Annotated in this window: 11 protein-coding genes and 2 pseudogenes; 10 read left to right on the top strand and 3 right to left on the bottom strand. The window is 63.5% G+C overall.

The window, feature by feature from the left end; genetic code table 11:
• The first annotated feature begins 438 nt into the window (after positions 1-438).
• The 7 genes and pseudogenes from ACFR99_RS14215 (at position 439) to ACFR99_RS14185 (ending at position 10,566) form a co-directional block, all read left to right on the top strand.
• Complete coding sequence (locus tag ACFR99_RS14215; RefSeq protein WP_390288456.1) at positions 439-2,511, top strand: PrkA family serine protein kinase; 2,073 nt, start codon at positions 439-441, stop codon at positions 2,509-2,511.
• Position 2,512: 1 nt separating this feature from the next.
• On the top strand, positions 2,513-4,801 hold the full coding sequence (locus ACFR99_RS14210; RefSeq protein WP_390288454.1) for a PrkA family serine protein kinase: 2,289 nt from the start codon (positions 2,513-2,515) through the stop codon (positions 4,799-4,801).
• Complete coding sequence (locus ACFR99_RS14205) at positions 4,792-6,120, top strand: YeaH/YhbH family protein (RefSeq protein ID WP_390288452.1); 1,329 nt, start codon at positions 4,792-4,794, stop codon at positions 6,118-6,120. Before ACFR99_RS14210 ends, ACFR99_RS14205 begins: the two co-directional genes overlap by 10 nt.
• Positions 6,113-8,143, top strand: a complete 2,031-nt coding sequence (locus tag ACFR99_RS14200; RefSeq protein ID WP_390288450.1) for a SpoVR family protein — start codon at positions 6,113-6,115, stop codon at positions 8,141-8,143. Before ACFR99_RS14205 ends, ACFR99_RS14200 begins: the two co-directional genes overlap by 8 nt.
• 89 nt (positions 8,144-8,232) lie before the next feature.
• A pseudogene (locus ACFR99_RS14195) lies at positions 8,233-9,259 on the top strand (HEAT repeat domain-containing protein).
• Positions 9,260-9,320: 61 nt separating this feature from the next.
• Positions 9,321-9,710: a secondary thiamine-phosphate synthase enzyme YjbQ gene (locus tag ACFR99_RS14190; protein ID WP_390288448.1), complete on the top strand. Its 390-nt coding sequence runs from the start codon at positions 9,321-9,323 to the stop codon at positions 9,708-9,710.
• Between the two features lie 121 nt (positions 9,711-9,831).
• Positions 9,832-10,566 (top strand): SDR family oxidoreductase, encoded by a 735-nt coding sequence (locus ACFR99_RS14185; protein WP_390288446.1) that lies wholly within the window; start codon positions 9,832-9,834, stop codon positions 10,564-10,566.
• A 207-nt stretch (positions 10,567-10,773) separates the two neighbouring features.
• Here the strand turns inward: ACFR99_RS14185 and ACFR99_RS14180 are convergent, their stop codons facing one another.
• Positions 10,774-12,117, bottom strand: coding sequence for a sodium-dependent transporter (locus tag ACFR99_RS14180; protein WP_390288444.1), 1,344 nt, complete (start codon positions 12,115-12,117; stop codon positions 10,774-10,776).
• 157 nt (positions 12,118-12,274) lie between these two features.
• Between ACFR99_RS14180 and ACFR99_RS14175 the strand changes: the two genes are divergently transcribed.
• Both ACFR99_RS14175 and ACFR99_RS14170 read left to right on the top strand, forming a co-directional pair.
• Positions 12,275-13,819, top strand: a complete 1,545-nt coding sequence (locus ACFR99_RS14175; RefSeq protein ID WP_390289115.1) for an acyl-CoA carboxylase subunit beta — start codon at positions 12,275-12,277, stop codon at positions 13,817-13,819.
• Between the two features lies 1 nt (position 13,820).
• Entirely contained in the window at positions 13,821-14,183 is a 363-nt protein-coding gene (locus ACFR99_RS14170) for a hypothetical protein (RefSeq protein ID WP_390288442.1), read from the top strand.
• Between the two features lie 89 nt (positions 14,184-14,272).
• Here the strand turns inward: ACFR99_RS14170 and ACFR99_RS14165 are convergent, their stop codons facing one another.
• Positions 14,273-15,415: an SPFH domain-containing protein gene (locus ACFR99_RS14165; RefSeq protein ID WP_390288440.1), complete on the bottom strand. Its 1,143-nt coding sequence runs from the start codon at positions 15,413-15,415 to the stop codon at positions 14,273-14,275.
• A 162-nt stretch (positions 15,416-15,577) separates the two neighbouring features.
• Between ACFR99_RS14165 and ACFR99_RS14160 the strand changes: the two genes are divergently transcribed.
• A complete protein-coding gene (locus ACFR99_RS14160) occupies positions 15,578-17,413 on the top strand; it encodes an acetyl-CoA carboxylase biotin carboxylase subunit (protein ID WP_390288438.1) in 1,836 nt (611 codons plus the stop codon).
• A gap of 150 nt (positions 17,414-17,563) precedes the next feature.
• Here the strand turns inward: ACFR99_RS14160 and ACFR99_RS14155 are convergent.
• Positions 17,564-17,693 (bottom strand): annotated as a pseudogene (locus tag ACFR99_RS14155) (radical SAM/SPASM domain-containing protein); the annotation flags it as partial.

The raw sequence follows: 17,693 nt of genomic DNA, 5'->3' as shown, positions 1-17,693 counted from the left end.
ACATAGGATTCTGGCAGTATTTTCCTGGAATTAAGTTCTGGTAAATACCTTTTGGGGCTAAGGCTAAGTAGCTGGATTACTCACTCATTAAATACTATCGGTATCCGTTCGGCGGACCGATCCACTCCGCGCCCGTCCCCGGCGCGCCGTTGCTCGATGCCCGAAAGGGTGTCACGCGACGGAAAGTGGCAATAGGTGACACATGACACGACCGACAGCCGCCCACGAAAAGGGTACGCTCCCCGGGATGACACTCGAGGAGCCAGCATTACTTTCACCGACACGAGACGAGTCGACTCCGTCACGCCGGGTGACGCGACGCGATGGCGTTGAGCGGTTCGGCCGCGAGCCGACTCGGGCAGGTCGAACGACGTCCACATCTACGTCCGGTGCGATCCCGGACGACCGCAACCGGGGGAACCCGCAACCAACGATACCATGACCGGTGACATCGAGACACTCGAGCAGCTCAGTACGGATTACAAGGAATCGATGCCCGCAGACCTGCGGGAAACCAAGTCCTTCGACTGGTACCTCGAAGCCGTCTACGAGGACCCGAAGATCGCCCGCAACGCCCACCAGCGCGTCGCGGACATGTTCGACTACTACGGGACCACCTACGACGAAACCGAAGGGATGGTCGAGTACCAGCTCGCGAGCGAAGATCCGCTGGGCGACGGCGAGAACACCTTCTACGGGAAGGTGATCCACCAGTCGATCCACGAGTTCGTCAACAAGGTCAAATCGGGAGCCAGACGGCTGGGCCCCGAGCGGCGGATCAAGCTCTTGCTTGGCCCCGTCGGCTCCGGGAAGTCCCATTTCGACAAGCAGGTACGGCGGTACTTCGAGGACTACACGCTCCGGGACGAGGGCCGGATGTACACCTTCCGGTGGACCAACCTCTGTGACGTCATCCAGGACCAGGATCCGGCCGACGACGTCGTCCGCTCGCCGATGAATCAGGACCCGCTCGTCTTGCTCCCGCTTGAGCAGCGCCAGCGGGTCATCGACGATTTAAACGAGAACCTCGACGCGCCCTACACCATCCAGAACGAGCAGGCACTGGATCCGGAAAGCGAGTTCTACATGGACAAGCTGCTGGCCTACTACGACGACGACCTCCAGCAGGTCTTAGAGAACCACATCGAGATCGTCCGCTTCGTCGCCGACGAGAACAAACGTCAGGGACTGGAGACCTTCGAACCCAAGGACAAGAAAAACCAGGACGAGACCGAACTCACTGGCGACGTCAACTACTCGAAGATCGCCATCTACGGCGAATCCGACCCGCGCGCGTTCGACTACTCGGGGGCGTTCTGTAACGCGAACCGCGGGATCTTCTCCGGCGAGGAACTGCTCAAACTGCAGCGGGAATTCCTCTATGACTTCCTGCACGCGACCCAGGAACAGACGATCAAACCCAAGAACAACCCGCGGATCGACATCGACCAGGTGATCGTCGGGCGGACGAACATGCCCGAGTACAAGGACAAGAAGGGCGACGAGAAGATGGAGGCGTTCAACGACCGTACCAAGCGGATCGACTTCCCCTACGTCCTCTCCTACGAGGACGAGGCCAGCATCTACAACAAGATGTTGAACAACGCCGACGTCCCCGACATCAACGTCGAACCTCACACGCTCGAGATGGCGGGGCTGTTCGGTGTGCTTACGCGGATCGAAGAGCCCGACACCGAGACTGTCGACCTGCTCTCGAAGGCCAAAGCCTACAACGGCGAGATCGACGAAGGCGACGACATCGACGTCAAGAAGCTCCGCGAGGAGGCAGAGAGCAAAGCCGAGATCGGCGAGGGGATGGTCGGCGTCTCGCCGCGCTTCATCGGCGACGAGATCGCCGAGGCGATCATGGATTCGAAACACCGCCAGCGTGGCTTCCTCTCGCCGTTGACGGTATTCAACTTCTTCGAGGAGAACTTAGAGCACCACGGCTCGATCCCCGAGGACAACTTCGAGCAGTACTACCGCTACCTCGAGACGGTCCGCGAGGAGTACAAAGAGCGCGCCATCGAGGACGTCCGCCACGCGCTGGCCTACGACATCGACGAGATCCAGCGCCAGGGCGAGAAGTACATGGACCACGTGATGGCCTACATCGACGACGACACGATCGAGGACGAACTCACGGGCCGCGAACAGGAGCCCGACGAGACGTTCCTCCGGTCGGTCGAGGAGAAACTCGACATCCCCGAGGATCGCAAGGAAGACTTCCGCCAGGAGGTCTCGAACTGGGTCTCCCGACGCGCCCGCGAGGGCGAGGCGTTCAACCCACAAGACAACGAACGCCTGCGCCGCGCACTCGAGCGCAAGCTCTGGGAGGACAAGAAGCACAACATCAACTTCTCCGCGCTGGTCAGCGCCAACGAGTTCGACGACGACGAACGCTCGTCGTGGATCGACGCACTGATCGAACAGGGCTACTCCGAGGAGGGAGCCAAGGAAGTACTCGAGTTCGCCGGCGCGGAGGTCGCCAAAGCCGAGATGGAAGACTAACATGCCACGAGGAACCGACTACGTCCGTGACGCCGACCGCGCCCTAGAGGAGACCTACGAGGAGCCGATGAGCCTCGCGGCGTACGTCGACCGGATCTTCGAGAACCCGTCGATCGCCTCCCACGCCTCGAAGTATTTGCTCGAGGCGATCGAGGCCGCCGATACCCGGACCGTGGTCGAGGAAGGCGAGGAGAAAGAGCGGTATCGCTTCTTCGACGATCCGCACAACGACGGCGAGCACGCCATCCTCGGCAACACCGAGGTGTTGAACGGGTTCGTCGACGATCTACGGTCGATCGCCGCCGGCCGGGCGAAAGACGAGAAGATCATCTGGTTCGAGGGACCGACCGCGACCGGCAAGTCCGAACTCAAGCGCTGTCTGGTCAACGGACTGCGCGAGTACTCGAAGACGCCCGACGGCCGCCGGTACACCGTCGAGTGGAACGTCACGACCGCCGACGCCGGCGAACGTGGCCTGAGCTACGGCGGCGACGCCACTGCAGCCGACGAACAGAACTGGTACGAAAGCCCCGTGCAGGCCCACCCACTGTCTGTCTTCCCCGAAGATGTCCGCGCGGACGTGCTCGCCCAACTCAACGACGAACTCGACGATCACGTCCCGGTCCAGGTCGACGCACAGCTCGATCCGTTCTCCCGGGAGGCCTACGACTACCTCGAGGAACGGTACCGCCGGGAAGGCGAGGACGAGCTGTTCTCGGCGATCGCCGACGAGGACCATCTCCGGGTGAAAAACTACGTCGTCGACGTCGGCCAGGGCGTCGGCGTCCTCCACAGCGAGGACGACGGCCCGCCGAAAGAACGGCTCGTCGGCTCGTGGATGCACGGGATGCTCCAGGAACTCGACTCGCGCGGGCGCAAGAACCCGCAGGCGTTCAGTTACGACGGCGTCCTCTCGCAGGGCAACGGCGTGCTGACGATCGTCGAGGACGCGGCCCAACACGCCGACCTGCTCCAGAAGCTGCTGAACGTCCCCGACGAGCAGTCGGTGAAACTGGACAAAGGGATCGGGATGGACGTCGACAGCCAGCTCCTGATAATCTCGAATCCCGATCTGGAGGCCCAGCTCAACCAGCACGCCGACCGCAACGGGATGGACCCGCTGAAAGCGCTCAAACGGCGGCTGGACAAACACCGCTTCGGGTATCTGACGAACCTCTCGCTCGAGACGGAGCTAATTCGCCGCGAACTGACTGGTGAGACGTCGGTCTGGGAGGCCGAGAGCTACGACGAACTCGCCGATCGGATCCGTGCGCCGGTGCGGGTAACGGTCAAAGGTAGCGACGGCGAGGCGCGTGTCCAGGAGTTCGCACCGCATGCGATCGAGGCGGCCGCGCTGTACGCGGTCGTCACGCGACTGGACGAGGAAGACCTCCCGAACGGACTGGATCTCGTCGACAAGGCGCTGATCTACGATCAGGGCTACCTGCAGGAGGGCGACAGCCGCCGCGAAAAGGACGAGTTCGACTTCGACGACGACGGGGCAGACGGCGACCACGGGGTTCCCGTGACGTACACTCGGGACACGCTCGCTGAATTGCTCCAGACCGACCGCGACCGCCATCACCCCGAGCTGCCGGTCGAAGACGTGGTCATGCCCCGCGACGTGTTAAACGCCATGGTCGAGGGGCTGGCCGACGCACCGGTGTTCTCGTCGGGCGAGCGCTCGGAGTTCGAAAACCGCGTCGTCCCCGTGAAAAACTACGTCTACGACCAGCAGGAGTCCGACGTCATCGAGGCCATCATGCACGATAAACGCGTCGACGAAGAGACCGTCGCCGAGTACGTCGAACACGTCTACGCCTGGGAGACCGACGAGCCGCTGTACAACGACCGCGGCGAGCGCGTCGAGCCCGATCCGCTGAAGATGAAGCTGTTCGAGGTCGAACACCTCGGACGGTTCTCCGAGGCCGAATACGAGGGGAACCTCCCTCGCGAGAGCGTTCGGAACTTCCGACGCGAGAAGGTCATCACGTCGCTGAACCGCCACGCCTGGGAGCACCGCGACGCCGACTTCTCCGTCGAAGACGTCGATCTGACGGCGATTCCGGTGATCAAAACCGTCCTCGAGAGCCACGACTGGGACGACGTCGAGCGCACCTTCGAGGACTTCGACCCGCGACAGTGGGACGACCCGCCGAGCGGCACCGAGACGGCGACGGTCAAATCGGACACGATCGACACGATGGTCGACCTCTTCGGCTACTCGGAGGCGTCGGCCGAACTGACGAGCAGACACGTCATGGGACAGGTGAGCTACCGATGGGACTGAGAGACGACCTCGAGCGATTCCGTGAAGTCGGCGAAGAGCGCCGCGAAGATCTGTCCGACTTCATCCAGTACGGCGAGCTCGGCCGGAGCGGTCCGGGCGAGATCAACATTCCGGTGAAGATCGTCTCGCTGCCGGAGTTCGAGTACGATCAGCGCGACAAAGGCGGCGTTGGACAGGGCGAAGACGGCACGCCCGACACCGGCCAGCCGGTCGGGCAGCCACAGCCCCAGCCGGGCGACGACGACGGCGAGGACGGCGAACCCGGCGAGGAAGGCGGCGAGCACGAGTACTACGAGATGGACCCCGAGGAGTTCGCCGAGGAACTCGACGAGGAACTCGGGCTCGACCTCGATCCGAAGGGCAAGACGGTCGTCGAGGAAAAAGAGGGGCCGTTTACGGATCTCACCCGGACCGGTCCCAACAGCACGCTCGACTTCGAGCGGATGTTCAAGGAGGGGCTCAAGCGCAAGCTCGCGATGGACTTCGACGAGGAGTTCCTCCGTGAACTCTGCAAGGTCGAGGACATCTCCCCGCGTGAGGTCTTCGAGTGGGCCCGCAACGAGAACCTCCCGGTGTCGATGGCCTGGATCGAAGAGGCCTACAAGGACATTCCCGACGAGGAACGCGGAAAGTGGGCCTCGATCGAGGAAGTCGAGACAAACGTCGAGCGCGAGGACGTCCAGCAGAAGATCCGCCGCGAGGGGATCGACCACGTCCCCTTCCGGCGCGAGGACGAACGCTATCGCCACCCCGAGATCATCGAGGAGAAAGAGAAGAACGTCGTCGTCGTCAACATCCGGGACGTCTCGGGCTCGATGCGCGAGAAGAAACGCGAACTCGTCGAGCGGACGTTCACACCACTGGACTGGTACCTCCAGGGCAAGTACGACAACGCCGAGTTCGTCTACATCGCCCACGACGCCGACGCCTGGGAGGTCGAACGTGACGAGTTCTTCGGTATCCGCAGCGGCGGCGGCACCAAAATCTCGAGCGCCTACGAACTCGCCGCCGAACTGCTCGAGGAGTATCCCTGGAGCGACTGGAACCGGTACGTCTTCGCCGCGGGTGACTCCGAGAACTCCTCGAACGACACGGGCGAGCGTGTGATCCCGCTGATGGAAGAGATTCCGGCCAACCTCCACGCCTACGTGGAGACCCAGCCAAGCGGCAATGCGATCAACGCCACCCACGCCGAGGAACTCGAGCGCCACTTCGGCACCGACGCCGACGATGTCGCGGTGGCCTACGTCAACGGCAAAGATGACGTCACCGACGCGATCTACGAGATCCTCTCGACGGAGAGTGAGACCGATGAGTAAACGAAACTCCAACGCGGACCGCTTCCGCAAACAGGCGATCGCCAGCGATCTCGAGGAACCGGTCGAGGAGGCCCGGAACCTCGCGCAGAAACTCGGCCTCGAGCCGTACCCGGTGAAATACTGGATCATCGACTACGACGAGATGAACGAACTCATCGCCTACGGTGGGTTCCAGTCGCGGTACCCCCACTGGCGGTGGGGCATGCAGTACGACAAACAGCAAAAGCAGGGCCAGTACGGCGGCGGGAAGGCATTCGAGATCGTCAACAACGACAACCCTGCCCACGCGTTCCTGCAGGAATCGAACACGCTCGCCGACCAGAAGGCGGTGATCACGCACGTCGAGGCCCACTCCGATTTCTTCGCGAACAACGACTGGTTCGGCATGTTCACGCGCGGCCAGTCCGACGAAGGACAGGTCAACGCCGCTGCCATGCTCGAGCGCCACGCGCGGGCGATCGACGAGTATATGTCCGATCCCGAGATCGACCGTGCCGAGGTCGAGAAGTGGATCGACCACTGTCTCAGCCTCGAGGACAACATCGACCAGCACCAGATCTTTACTCGCCGACTCGACGTCGACGGGCCGGCTGGCGCAGAACTCGACGAGGATCTGGCCGAGAAGCTAGACGAACTCGAGCTCTCCGACGAGATCAAAGGCGAGGTGTTCAACGAGGAGTGGATCGAGAAACTCGAGGACGAGGAGATCACCGCGAACTTCCCCGAACAGCCCCAGAAGGACGTGCTTGCGTTCGTCCGCGAACACGGCAAGCAGTACGACGACGAGGCCGGCCGGGCGGTCGAGATGGAGGAGTGGCAACGGGACATCCTCGATATGATGCGCGCCGAAGCCTACTACTTCGCCGCCCAGAAGATGACCAAGGTGATGAACGAGGGCTGGGCCGCCTACTGGGAGTCGACGATGATGACCGACGAAACCTTCGCCGGCGACGACGAGTTCCTCAATTACGCCGACCACATGGCCAAGGTACTCGCATCGGGCGGACTCAACCCCTACAGCCTCGGGATGGAACTCTGGGAGTACGTCGAGAACACCACGAACCGCCGGGAGGTTCTCGAACGACTGCTGCGCGTCGAGGGCATCTCCTGGCGCAACCTCACCGACGTCGTCGACTTCGACGACGTCCTCGCAACGCTCGAGCCGCCGGCAGCGCTCGCGACGATCTCCCCCGAGACGCTCGACGCGCTGGCGGAGATGCCTGACGAGTGGGTCGACCACGAGGCGCTCGAGCGCGCCCGCGCGGGCGAGATCGACGTCTCGAAATACCCCTGGAAGGTGCTGACCTACGAGGGGCTGGCCCGGCGACACTACTCGCTGGTCAAGCGCCAGAACCGCGGCTTCCTCGCGCGTGTGAATCAGAACGAACTCGAGCGGATCGGCCGCTATCTGTTCGACGACGCCCGCTATGGGTCGGTCGAGGAAGCGCTCGCGGACGTCGACTTCACCACCGGTTGGGATCGACTGTTCGACGTCCGGGAGAGTCACAACGACGTGACGTTCTTGGACGAGTTCCTCACCCAGGAGTTCATCACCGAGAACAACTACTTCACCTACGAGCACTCGCAGGCGACCGGCCAGTTCCACGTCACGAGCGACGCGGCCGCGGACGTCAAGAAGAAGCTGCTGTTGCAGTTCACTAACTTCGGGAAGCCGACCATCGCGGTCTACGACGGCAACTACAACAACGCCAACGAACTCCTGCTCGGCCACCAGTACAACGGCGTCATGCTCGATCTCGCCCAGGCCAAGGAGACGCTCAAGCGGATCTTCGAACTGTGGGGCCGGCCGGTCAACCTGCTGACGATCGTCAAGGAGGTCGACGACCACGACATCGAGGTTGCCAAGCGGCGCAATCGCGAGCCCGAACCCGAAGAGCAGGGCAAGCTGATCCGCTACGACGGCCAGACGGTGACGACCGAAGACGTGCCCTGGGAGGAAGTCGAACACCTCGCGGCCGACGACATCGATTACGATACCAAGCCCGACGAGTGGCTCGCCTAGCGTCGCTCGCCGGCCGTCCATGTCGCGGTGTCTCGAGGCGTCGGTCAGCCAGAATGTTTTTACCGGTTATCCCCCATGCAGAGGACACGATGAACCGGGAAGGGGGCGAGACCGCCGAGCCAGGTGGTCGGGGGGCCGCCAGGGCTGATCTCCCGTCGGTCCTTGCACAGCTCGACGATCACGTATCGGCCGACCAGCGGGCTGCCGTGCGCCGGATTCGAACCGCGATCGAGGACCAGGGACAGGCAGCGGCATACGTTCCAACGGTGCCGAAACTCCGGGCGCTGCTCGAGCAGCCGGAACTCGACTTTCACGACGAGGTCGCCGCCTGTCTCGGCGAGTTGGCGACCGAAGCACCGACCGACGTCGCGCCGTCGACTGGCACGATCGTCACCGTCGCCCAGAAGCACGCCAACCAGCCGATGACGCAAGCGCTGCTTCGAACTCTCGCCGCCGTCGCGGCCGCGCGACCGGACGTCGTGGCCGAGCACGTCGACGGGANNNGTCGACGTGCTCGAGCGTCGCCGTGGCTACGATCGCTGTGGGCTCGAGGCGATCGCACACGTCTCGGATCACGCGCCGACAGCGGTCGAGCCGGCAGCACCGATTCTCGCCGACGCGCTGGCGGCGAACCCGACCGAGAACGGCGGACCGACGCTCCGCGCGCTCGGTCGGCTGGCGCGCTCCGAGGCGACGCTGCCGTCGCTCGAGTTCGTCGGTGATGCGGCCGCGCTCGTGGCCCACGACGACCCGCCGTTGCGGTATCACGCGATCGGCTGTCTCGGCGACGTGGCCCATCGGGATCCCGCCGCGGTCTCGGCGGTCGCCGCCGAGTTCGAGGCGGCGCTTTCGTATCCCGATTCCGACACTCGAGCCCTGGCGGCGGCCACGATCGGCCGTGTCGCTGCCGGCGTCGAAACGGCCATCGAACCGGTGCACTGGCAGGTGTTCGAGTTGCTCGCGGACGACGATTCACACGTCCGCGCGCATGCCTGCGTCGCGCTCGGTCACGGCGGTGTCGACGCGGCCAGGCCGCGACTCCAAGATCTCGCGCGGGCTGACCCGACTCCGACCGTCCGCGATCGAGCGACGTGGGCCCTGCGCCAGCTTTCGTAATTCCGCTGCGGCCTCGCACATGACCGGAACGTAATCGGTCCTCGCGGTCGAAGCCCCGCACATGACGTTTTCCGTCGAAACCGACGCGCGACTGACGACCGTCGACGTGACCGAGCAGGTCACAGCTGCCGTCCCCGACGACCTCGAGTCGGGACTCTGTACGGCGTTCGTCACGCACACGACGGCTGGCCTCATCGTGCAGGAAGACGAGCCGCGACTCCGGGGCGACATCGAATCGTTCCTGAGCGATCTCGTCCCCGACGAGGGACACGCCCACGACGACCTCGACGGCAACGCGGACTCGCATCTCCGGGCTGCGCTGGTCGGGCCGGACGTCACGATTCCGGTCGAGAACGGGCAGTTGGCCCTGGGGACGTGGCAGTCGGTGTTGCTGCTCGAGTGTGATGGTCCGCGCACGCGTACCGTTACAGTGACGACCGTCGGCGACTGACGACCCGCAACCGTCAGTCAGTGCCAGCACACCCGCGACCCGCCCTGGGGTGTGCCGGGACAGGTGACAGCAGCCCGTTTGAGCCCTTCCTTTGATGCTGTCGACTGATGTATGTGGGCGTATGTCATCGACGACTTCGTTCGACGTCGACCTTAGCGACACTGTGGCGGTAATCACCGGTGCCAGCGGCGCGCTCGGTAGCGCTGCCGTCGACCGCTTTCGTGAGGCAGGTGCAACGGTCTGTGCCGTCGACGTGGTCGCGCCCGACGACGAGGAGAGTCTGCTCGAGCGCGATCCAGCCGACGAATCAGACATCGTGTTCTACGAGACAGACCTGACCGACGAAGACGACGTGGCGGGTCTCGTCGATGCCATCGTCGACGATCACGGCCGGATCGATCACCTGCTGAACATCGCCGGCACGTGGCGCGGCGGCGATCACATCGAGGACACCGACCTCGCGGAGTTCGACCTTCTCATGAACATCAACCTGAAGACGGCGTTTCTCGCCTCGAAACATGTCCTGCCACATCTCCAGGAGACAGAGGGGTCGATCGTCAGTATCAGCGCGCGGTCCTCACTCGAGGGCGGCGAGGGCGACGGTCCCTACCGGATCACGAAAGCCGGGATTCGGCTGTTGACGGAGACCATCGCCGAGGAAAACCGCGGAACCGTGCGCGCGAACTGCGTGATGCCGAGCGTAATCGATACGCCGATGAACCGCGAGATGATGCCCGATGCGGATCACGACTCGTGGGTCGAGCCGCTCGAGATCGCCGACGTGATGGCCTTCCTCTGTAGCGACGGCGCGGCGGTGACGAGCGGGGCGGCAGTGCCGGTGTACGGCGAGGCCTGATACGGTCTGCTGTCACGAGTTAGCGGTGCAGCCGCAGTAAAGGTCGCGGGTGTACCGACACTGACTGACAGGAGTCCGTATAGCCCAATCACTGACGACTGCCGAAGAGGTGACAGCAACACTGTTCGACAAGCGATGCGACGGCGCGCTCGAGTCGACCTCTGTCAGTTCTGTCGAGGCAAAACGAGGCAATTCAGTTTGAGCCGGTTAGCCGAAGATGCCGACGAGGCTCTCGTAGACATTGCTCGCATTGTACCAGAGAACGACGAGCAACAGGACGATAACTGGTATTCGGAGCGTCCAGATCCAGACCATCCCCCACGAGCCGAGGTTTCGGAATCCTTTGCTAAGTTCCTCGAGTCCGAGGTCGGTCTGGACCCAGCCGACAAAGATTGCCAACAGGAGGCCGCCGAGGATGAGCAGGATCTGATTGGCAAGTCCGTCGTACACCGTGAGCCAGACCAAACTCCCCGACTGGTCGTAGGCGACGGGAACACCGACGAGGAAAATCGCGATACCGAGCGCCGTCACCGCGGGAACACGGGCGATTCCGTGTTCGTCGATCAGGTACGAGACGACGACTTCCATGATGCTGATCGCACTCGAGAGCGCGGCGATCGCGACGGTGGCAAAGAAGACGGCACCGAGAATTCCGCCGAATGGGATGCTACTGAACGCCTCCGAGAGGCTAACAAAAATGAACCCCGGGCCGTCAGTGGTCTCAGTTAGGTTGGCGGTGAAGAGGACCGGGAACGCCACCAGCCCGGCGATAAACGCGATTAGCGTGTCGAGACCGACGATGATGGCACCGTCCTTGGCCAGGTTTCGATCCTCCCCGAGATAGGACGCATAGGTGATCATCACGCCCATCCCGAGCGATAGCGTAAAGAACGCCTGTGCGGCCGCCGCGGGGAGAATTTCGGTCCAGTTCGATGCGATCGCACCCAGATCGGGCGAGAGGTAGTACGCGTACGCATCTCCGGCACCGGAGAGCGTCCCGGCGTAGACCGCCAGTCCGACCAGCAGCGCGATGATCGCAGGCACCATCAGCTTAACCGAGAGTTCGATACCGTCCTGGATACCGAGCGCGACGATCCCGATGACAGCAGCCATGAAGATCGCGTGTGTGAGCACCGACGGCAGCCCACCAGTGGTTGCCCCGAACTGCGTGGCGGCACCACTGGCGGCGTAGTTACCTTGCAATCCGATGACGATGTATTGGAGAATCCACCCAGCGACGACGCTATAGTACGAGAGAATGACGAATCCGGCGACGACAAACACCCAGCCGATCTTCGACGAGATCCCCTTCCCGATCTGTTTGAGCGCCCCGACGGGGTTTCGCTCGGTGTATCGCCCAATCGAGAACTCAACCAGCATGACCGGGAAGCCGACGAACGCGATCAGTAGGAGGTAGACGACGAGAAACGCTGCGCCGCCGTATTCACCCACCTGATAGGGGAACCGCCAGATGTTTCCTAACCCGACTGCGCTCCCCACCGCAGCCAGAATAAACCCTGTACGTGTGGCCCATGATTCGCGTTGTGCCATACTCGCTGTTATAAATGATACGCCCATATAGCTTTCCGTGACCGTTCGGTTATGTATCGGCCGCTGGTCATTAATCGTGAAGGAGTTACGGAATCCTTTTCCAGTTGGTCCTCGCACAACGGCGTATGAATCGCACAGGGGTGTTCCCAGCATGACGATGGAGGATCGCATCGACGAACTCGAGGAACTCCGCGAAGAGGCCCGCAAGGGTGGCGGGGAAGAACGGATCGAAAAGCAACACGACAAGGGGAAGATGACCGCTCGCGAGCGGATCGACTACTTCCTCGACGAGGGCACGTTCACGGAGTTCGACCAGCTCCGGACCCACCAGACGAGCCAGTTCGGGATGGAAGAGAAAAAAGTTCCCGGCGACGGTGTCGTCACGGGCTACGGCGAGGTCAACGGGCGAACCGTGTTCGTCTTCGCCCACGACTTCACCGTCTTCGGCGGCTCGCTCGGTGAGGTCTTCGCCGAGAAGATCTGTAAGGTCATGGACATGGCGATGGAAGTCGGCGCGCCCGTCATCGGGCTCAACGACTCCGCTGGCGCGCGCATTCAGGAGGGTGTCAAGAGTCTCGCCGGCTTCACCGAGATCTTCCGGCGCAACCAGGAAGCAAGCGGTGTCATCCCCCAGATTTCGGGGATCATGGGGCCGTGTGCCGGTGGAGCGGTCTACTCGCCGTCGATCACCGACTTCATCTTCATGGTGAAGGACACGAGCCACATGTACATCACCGGGCCCGGCGTCACCAAGACCGTCACCGGTGAGGACGTCACCCACGAGGAACTCGGCGGCGCAATGACCCACGCCGACAAGACCGGCGTCGCCCAGTTCGCCTGCGAGAGCGAGGAACAGGCGCTCGACGACATCAAGCGCCTGCTGTCGTATCTCCCACAGAACAACGTCGAGGACCCGCCGCGCGTCGAGCCGTGGGACGACCCCGACCGACGCGACGAGCAGCTCAAAGACATCGTCCCGCCAAGTCCGCAAAAGCCCTACGACATGAACGACGTCATCGACTCGGTGGTCGACGAGGGCTCGTTCTTCGAGGTCGCGGACAACTTCGCTCAGAACATCGTCGTCGGCTTCGCCCGACTCGACGGTCGCTCCGTCGGGATCGTCGCGAACCAGCCACGGGTCAACGCCGGCACGCTCACCGTCGACGCCTCGATGAAGGGCTCGCGGTTCGTCCGCTTCTGTGACTCGTTTAACATCCCTATCGTCACCTTCGTCGACGTGCCCGGCTACATGCCCGGCACCGACCAGGAACACCGCGGGATCATCCGCCACGGCGCGAAGCTGCTGTACGCCTTCTCCGAGGCGACCGTCCCGCTGCTGACCGTCATCACGCGGAAAGCCTACGGTGGTGCCTACTGTGTCATGGCCTCGAAAAACCTCGGTGCGGACGTCAACTACGCCTGGCCGACCGCCGAAATCGCCGTCATGGGTCCACAGGGTGCAGTCAACATCCTCTACCGCGAGGAACTCGCCGAAGCCGACAACCCCGACGAACTCCGCGACGAACTCATCGAGGAGTACCGCGAGGAGTTCGCCAACCCGTACACCGCAACGGACAAAGGCTTCCTCGACGACGTCATCGTCCCAACCGAGACCCGCCCACGGCTGATCGACGACCTGAAAATGCTCGAGTCCAAGCGCGAATCCAACCCGGACAAGAAACACGGCAACATCCCGCTGTAGTATGACCACACAGCAACAGTCAACCGCCGATGGCGCATCCGCGTCGACACCGGCGGACGAGACGGCCGCGGCCGACGGCGATGCGTCCGGTCTCGAGGCGGCTCTGCCCGGCGACGTCTCCCTCGAGTTGCCCGACGACGCCGACGACGAGGAGGCTGCGGCGATCGCGGCCGCCATCGGAGCCCATCTCCACGATCACGCACTCGCGGTCGCCGCAGCGGCGGCAAGCGGCGAGGAGACGTGGGACGACAAGCGCTGGGCGTTTGCCGGCCGGGTGCGCGCACAGCAACACCGGACCGTTCGCGTCCCGCGTGACGCGCCGACGAACGCGTGGTCGGCAGCGGGGCGGACCGAACGCTTCTAGCCTGCGCTCGCTCGTTTTTTGCAGCCGACACGTGAGCAGAGCAGGGTCGAGTTCCAACAGCCGGTCGACCCTCGAGAGAAGCAGCCGTCCTACTTCGATTCCGGGGTCGACTCCGAGTCGGCAGCCGATGAGGGCTCGGAGACGTCGATCTCCGTCCCTACGTCCCCGCCCTCTTTGATCGCTCGTGCCTGTTCTTCCATCGCTTCGACATCCATTTCGGCCTGTTCGTCGATCTCACCGATGATGTCGGCGATGTCATCCAGGCCGATCAGTTCGCGGGTTTCCTCGTCGAACTCGAGACTCTCGAGTTCCGCGCCGTCTTCTCTGACGTCGCTGCCCGAGAGGTGTTTACCGTAGCGGCCGACCAGCGAGGACAGTTCCTGTGGCAGGACGAACGTCGTCGACTCGCCCTGCCCGATCTCGGACAGCGTCTCCATCCCCTTGTCGATGACGGCGCGTTCGCCCATCGATTCGGCCGAGCGTGCCCGGAGGACGGTCGAGATCGCGTCACCCTGTGCTTCCAGGATCTGGCTCTGTTTCTCACCCTGGGCGCGGATGATGTTCGACTGTTTGTCACCCTCTGCCTTCTCGACGGCACTGCGGCGTTCACCCTGGGCCTCGAGGATCATCGCCCGGCGGCGGCGCTCGGCAGAGGTCTGTTCTTCCATTGCACCCTTGACGCCCTGGGAGGGGGTGACCTCACGGACCTCGACCGATTCGACGCGGATGCCCCACTCGTCGGTCGGTTCGTCGAGTTCGGTGCGGATCCGCTCGTTGATCAGCTCGCGCCGGCTGAGCGTATCGTCGAGTTCCATGTCACCGATCACCGCACGCAGCGTCGTCTGGGCGAGGTTCGAGACTGCCCGCTCGTAGTCGTCGACCTCGAGGAACGCGCGCTTTGCGTTCATTACGCGGATGTAGACGACGGCGTCGGCGGTCACCGGGGAGTTGTCCCGGGTGATCGCTTCCTGGCTCGGCACGTCGATCGTCTGGGTTCGCATGTCGAACGTGTAGAGCCGCGAGACGAACGGCGGGACGATGTTCAGCCCCGGTTCCAAGAGTTCGCGATACTCGCCGAAGACGGTCAGGGCCGCTCTGTCGTAGGCGTCGACGATCTCGACCATCTGCCAGACCGTGATCACGACGAGCAAGAGCCCGATCGACCCGACGAGCAGTATCGGATCCTCGAGCACCGACTGTGTCTGGAGTGGAGTGGATACCAGCTCGTCCATCGTATGATTCAGGGTCTCAGTTCGGATAACGTTTGTCCATAACTACCGTGTCACACACCACAATCAGTGCCTCATAATTGTTCATGAGATAACAAGAGTTGCAGCGATGACGAATCAGTTGCGAAAAAGTAAGGTAGGGGCCTCACGACGGTTTCGACAGGAATGTTCAGGAAGGTTCTCGTGGCCAACCGCGGGGAGATCGCCGTCCGCGTCATGCGGGCGTGTGAAGAGTTGAATATCGGGACCGTCGCCGTCTACTCCGAGGCCGACAAGGACTCGGGGCACGTCCGCTACGCGGACGAGGCGTACAACGTCGGCCCGGCGCGAGCGGCTGACTCGTATCTCGATCACGAGGCCGTGATCGAGGCCGCACGCAAGGCCGACGCCGATGCCATCCATCCCGGCTACGGCTTCCTCGCCGAAAACGCCGAGTTCGCCCGCAAGGTCGAAGAGACCGACGGCATCACCTGGATCGGTCCATCCGGTGACGCGATGGAATCGCTCGGCGAGAAGACCAAAGCCCGCACGATCATGCAGGATGCGGACGTGCCGATCGTCCCCGGGACGACCGAGCCCGTCACCGACCCCGAGCAGATCAAGGAGTTCGGCGAAGAACACGGCTACCCGATCGCCATCAAGGCCGAAGGCGGCGGCGGCGGCCGCGGGATGAAGGTCGTCTGGGACGAGAGCGAAGTCGAAGACCAATTCGAGAGCGCCCAGCGCGAGGGTGAGGCCTACTTCGATAACGCCTCGGTCTACTTAGAGCGCTACCTCGAGAACCCGCGTCACATCGAGGTCCAGATCGTCGCCGACCAGCACGGCAACGTGCGCCACCTCGGCGAGCGTGACTGCTCGCTCCAGCGCCGCCACCAGAAGGTCATCGAAGAAGGCCCCTCGGCGGCCCTCTCCGACGAGCTCCGCGAGAAGATCGGCGAAGCGGCCCGTCGCGGTGTCTCGGCGGCTGACTACACCAACGCCGGCACCGTCGAGTTCCTCGTCGAAGAGGACGCCGACCGCGACGGCCCGCTCGGTCCCGACACGAACTTCTATTTCCTCGAGGTCAACACGCGGATCCAGGTCGAGCACACGGTCACCGAGGAGATCACCGGCATCGACATCGTCAAGCGCCAGATCCAGATCGCCGCCGGCGAGGAGCTCGACTTCGCACAGGACGACGTCGAGATCGACGGCCACGCGATCGAGTTCCGGATCAACGCCGAGAACGCAGCTAACGACTTCGCGCCCGCGACCGGTGGCACCCTCGAGACCTACGACCCGCCAGGCGGGATCGGCGTCCGGATGGACGACGCGCTCCGACAGGGCGACGAGCTCGTCACCGACTACGACTCGATGATCGCCAAACTGGTCGTCTGGGGCGAGGACCGCGACGAGTGTATCGAACGCTCGCTGCGTGCCCTCCGCGAGTACGACATCGAGGGCATCCCGACGATCATCCCGTTCCACCGGCTGATGCTCACCGACGAGGAGTTCGTCGCGAGCACGCACACCACGAAGTACCTCGACGAAGAACTCGACGAGACGCGCATCGAGGAGGCCCAGGAGCAGTGGGGCGGCGACACCGGCGACGGTGCCAGCGAGGACGACGAGGAGGCCGTCGAACGCGAGTTCACCGTCGAAGTCAACGGCAAGCGCTTCGAGGTCGAACTCGAGGAACACGGCGCACCCGCAATCCCGGCCGGCGACGTCGACGCCGGCGGCGCACAGGCCAGCCGGCCGGAGCCAGCCGGCGGTTCCAGCGGCAGTGAGACCGAGATCCAGGGCGACGGCGAGATCGTCGACGCCGAGATGCAGGGCACGATCCTCGACATCGAAGTCGAGGAAGGCGACGAGGTCGCCGCCGGCGACGTGCTCGTCGTCCTCGAGGCCATGAAGATGGAAAACGACATCGTCGCCTCGCAGGGCGGCGAAGTCTCCCAGATCGCCGTCGAGGAAGGCGATAGCGTCGATATGGGCGATACGCTGGTCGTCCTCGAGTAACGAAGACAGTCGCGAATCGTTTTTTCGCCGTCGACTGCCGACCAGCAGCGGCATCGGCTCGAGCCGTTTCTGCATACAGACCGCTGTCAGTCAACGCCGGCGCACTCGCAGGGCGGTCGCGGGTGTCCGGCACCGGGACAGCAGTCCGTCTCAGTCGCCGCTCGAGACACCATGAGTCGCGCTGTCCGCGTCGTCCCAGGGTAAGGGGCCGTCGTACCCCTCGGGGACGAACGGACACAGTGGGTCGCTCGCGAGCGGATCGCCGGTGTGGGCGAACGCC

The organism is Haloarchaeobius amylolyticus, assembly GCF_042678045.1.
GTDB classification, from domain to species: Archaea; Halobacteriota; Halobacteria; order Halobacteriales; family Natrialbaceae; genus Natrinema; species Natrinema amylolyticus_A.
Note: the sequence above shows the minus strand (reverse complement) of the source record. Positions and strands in the feature narration are given on the sequence as shown.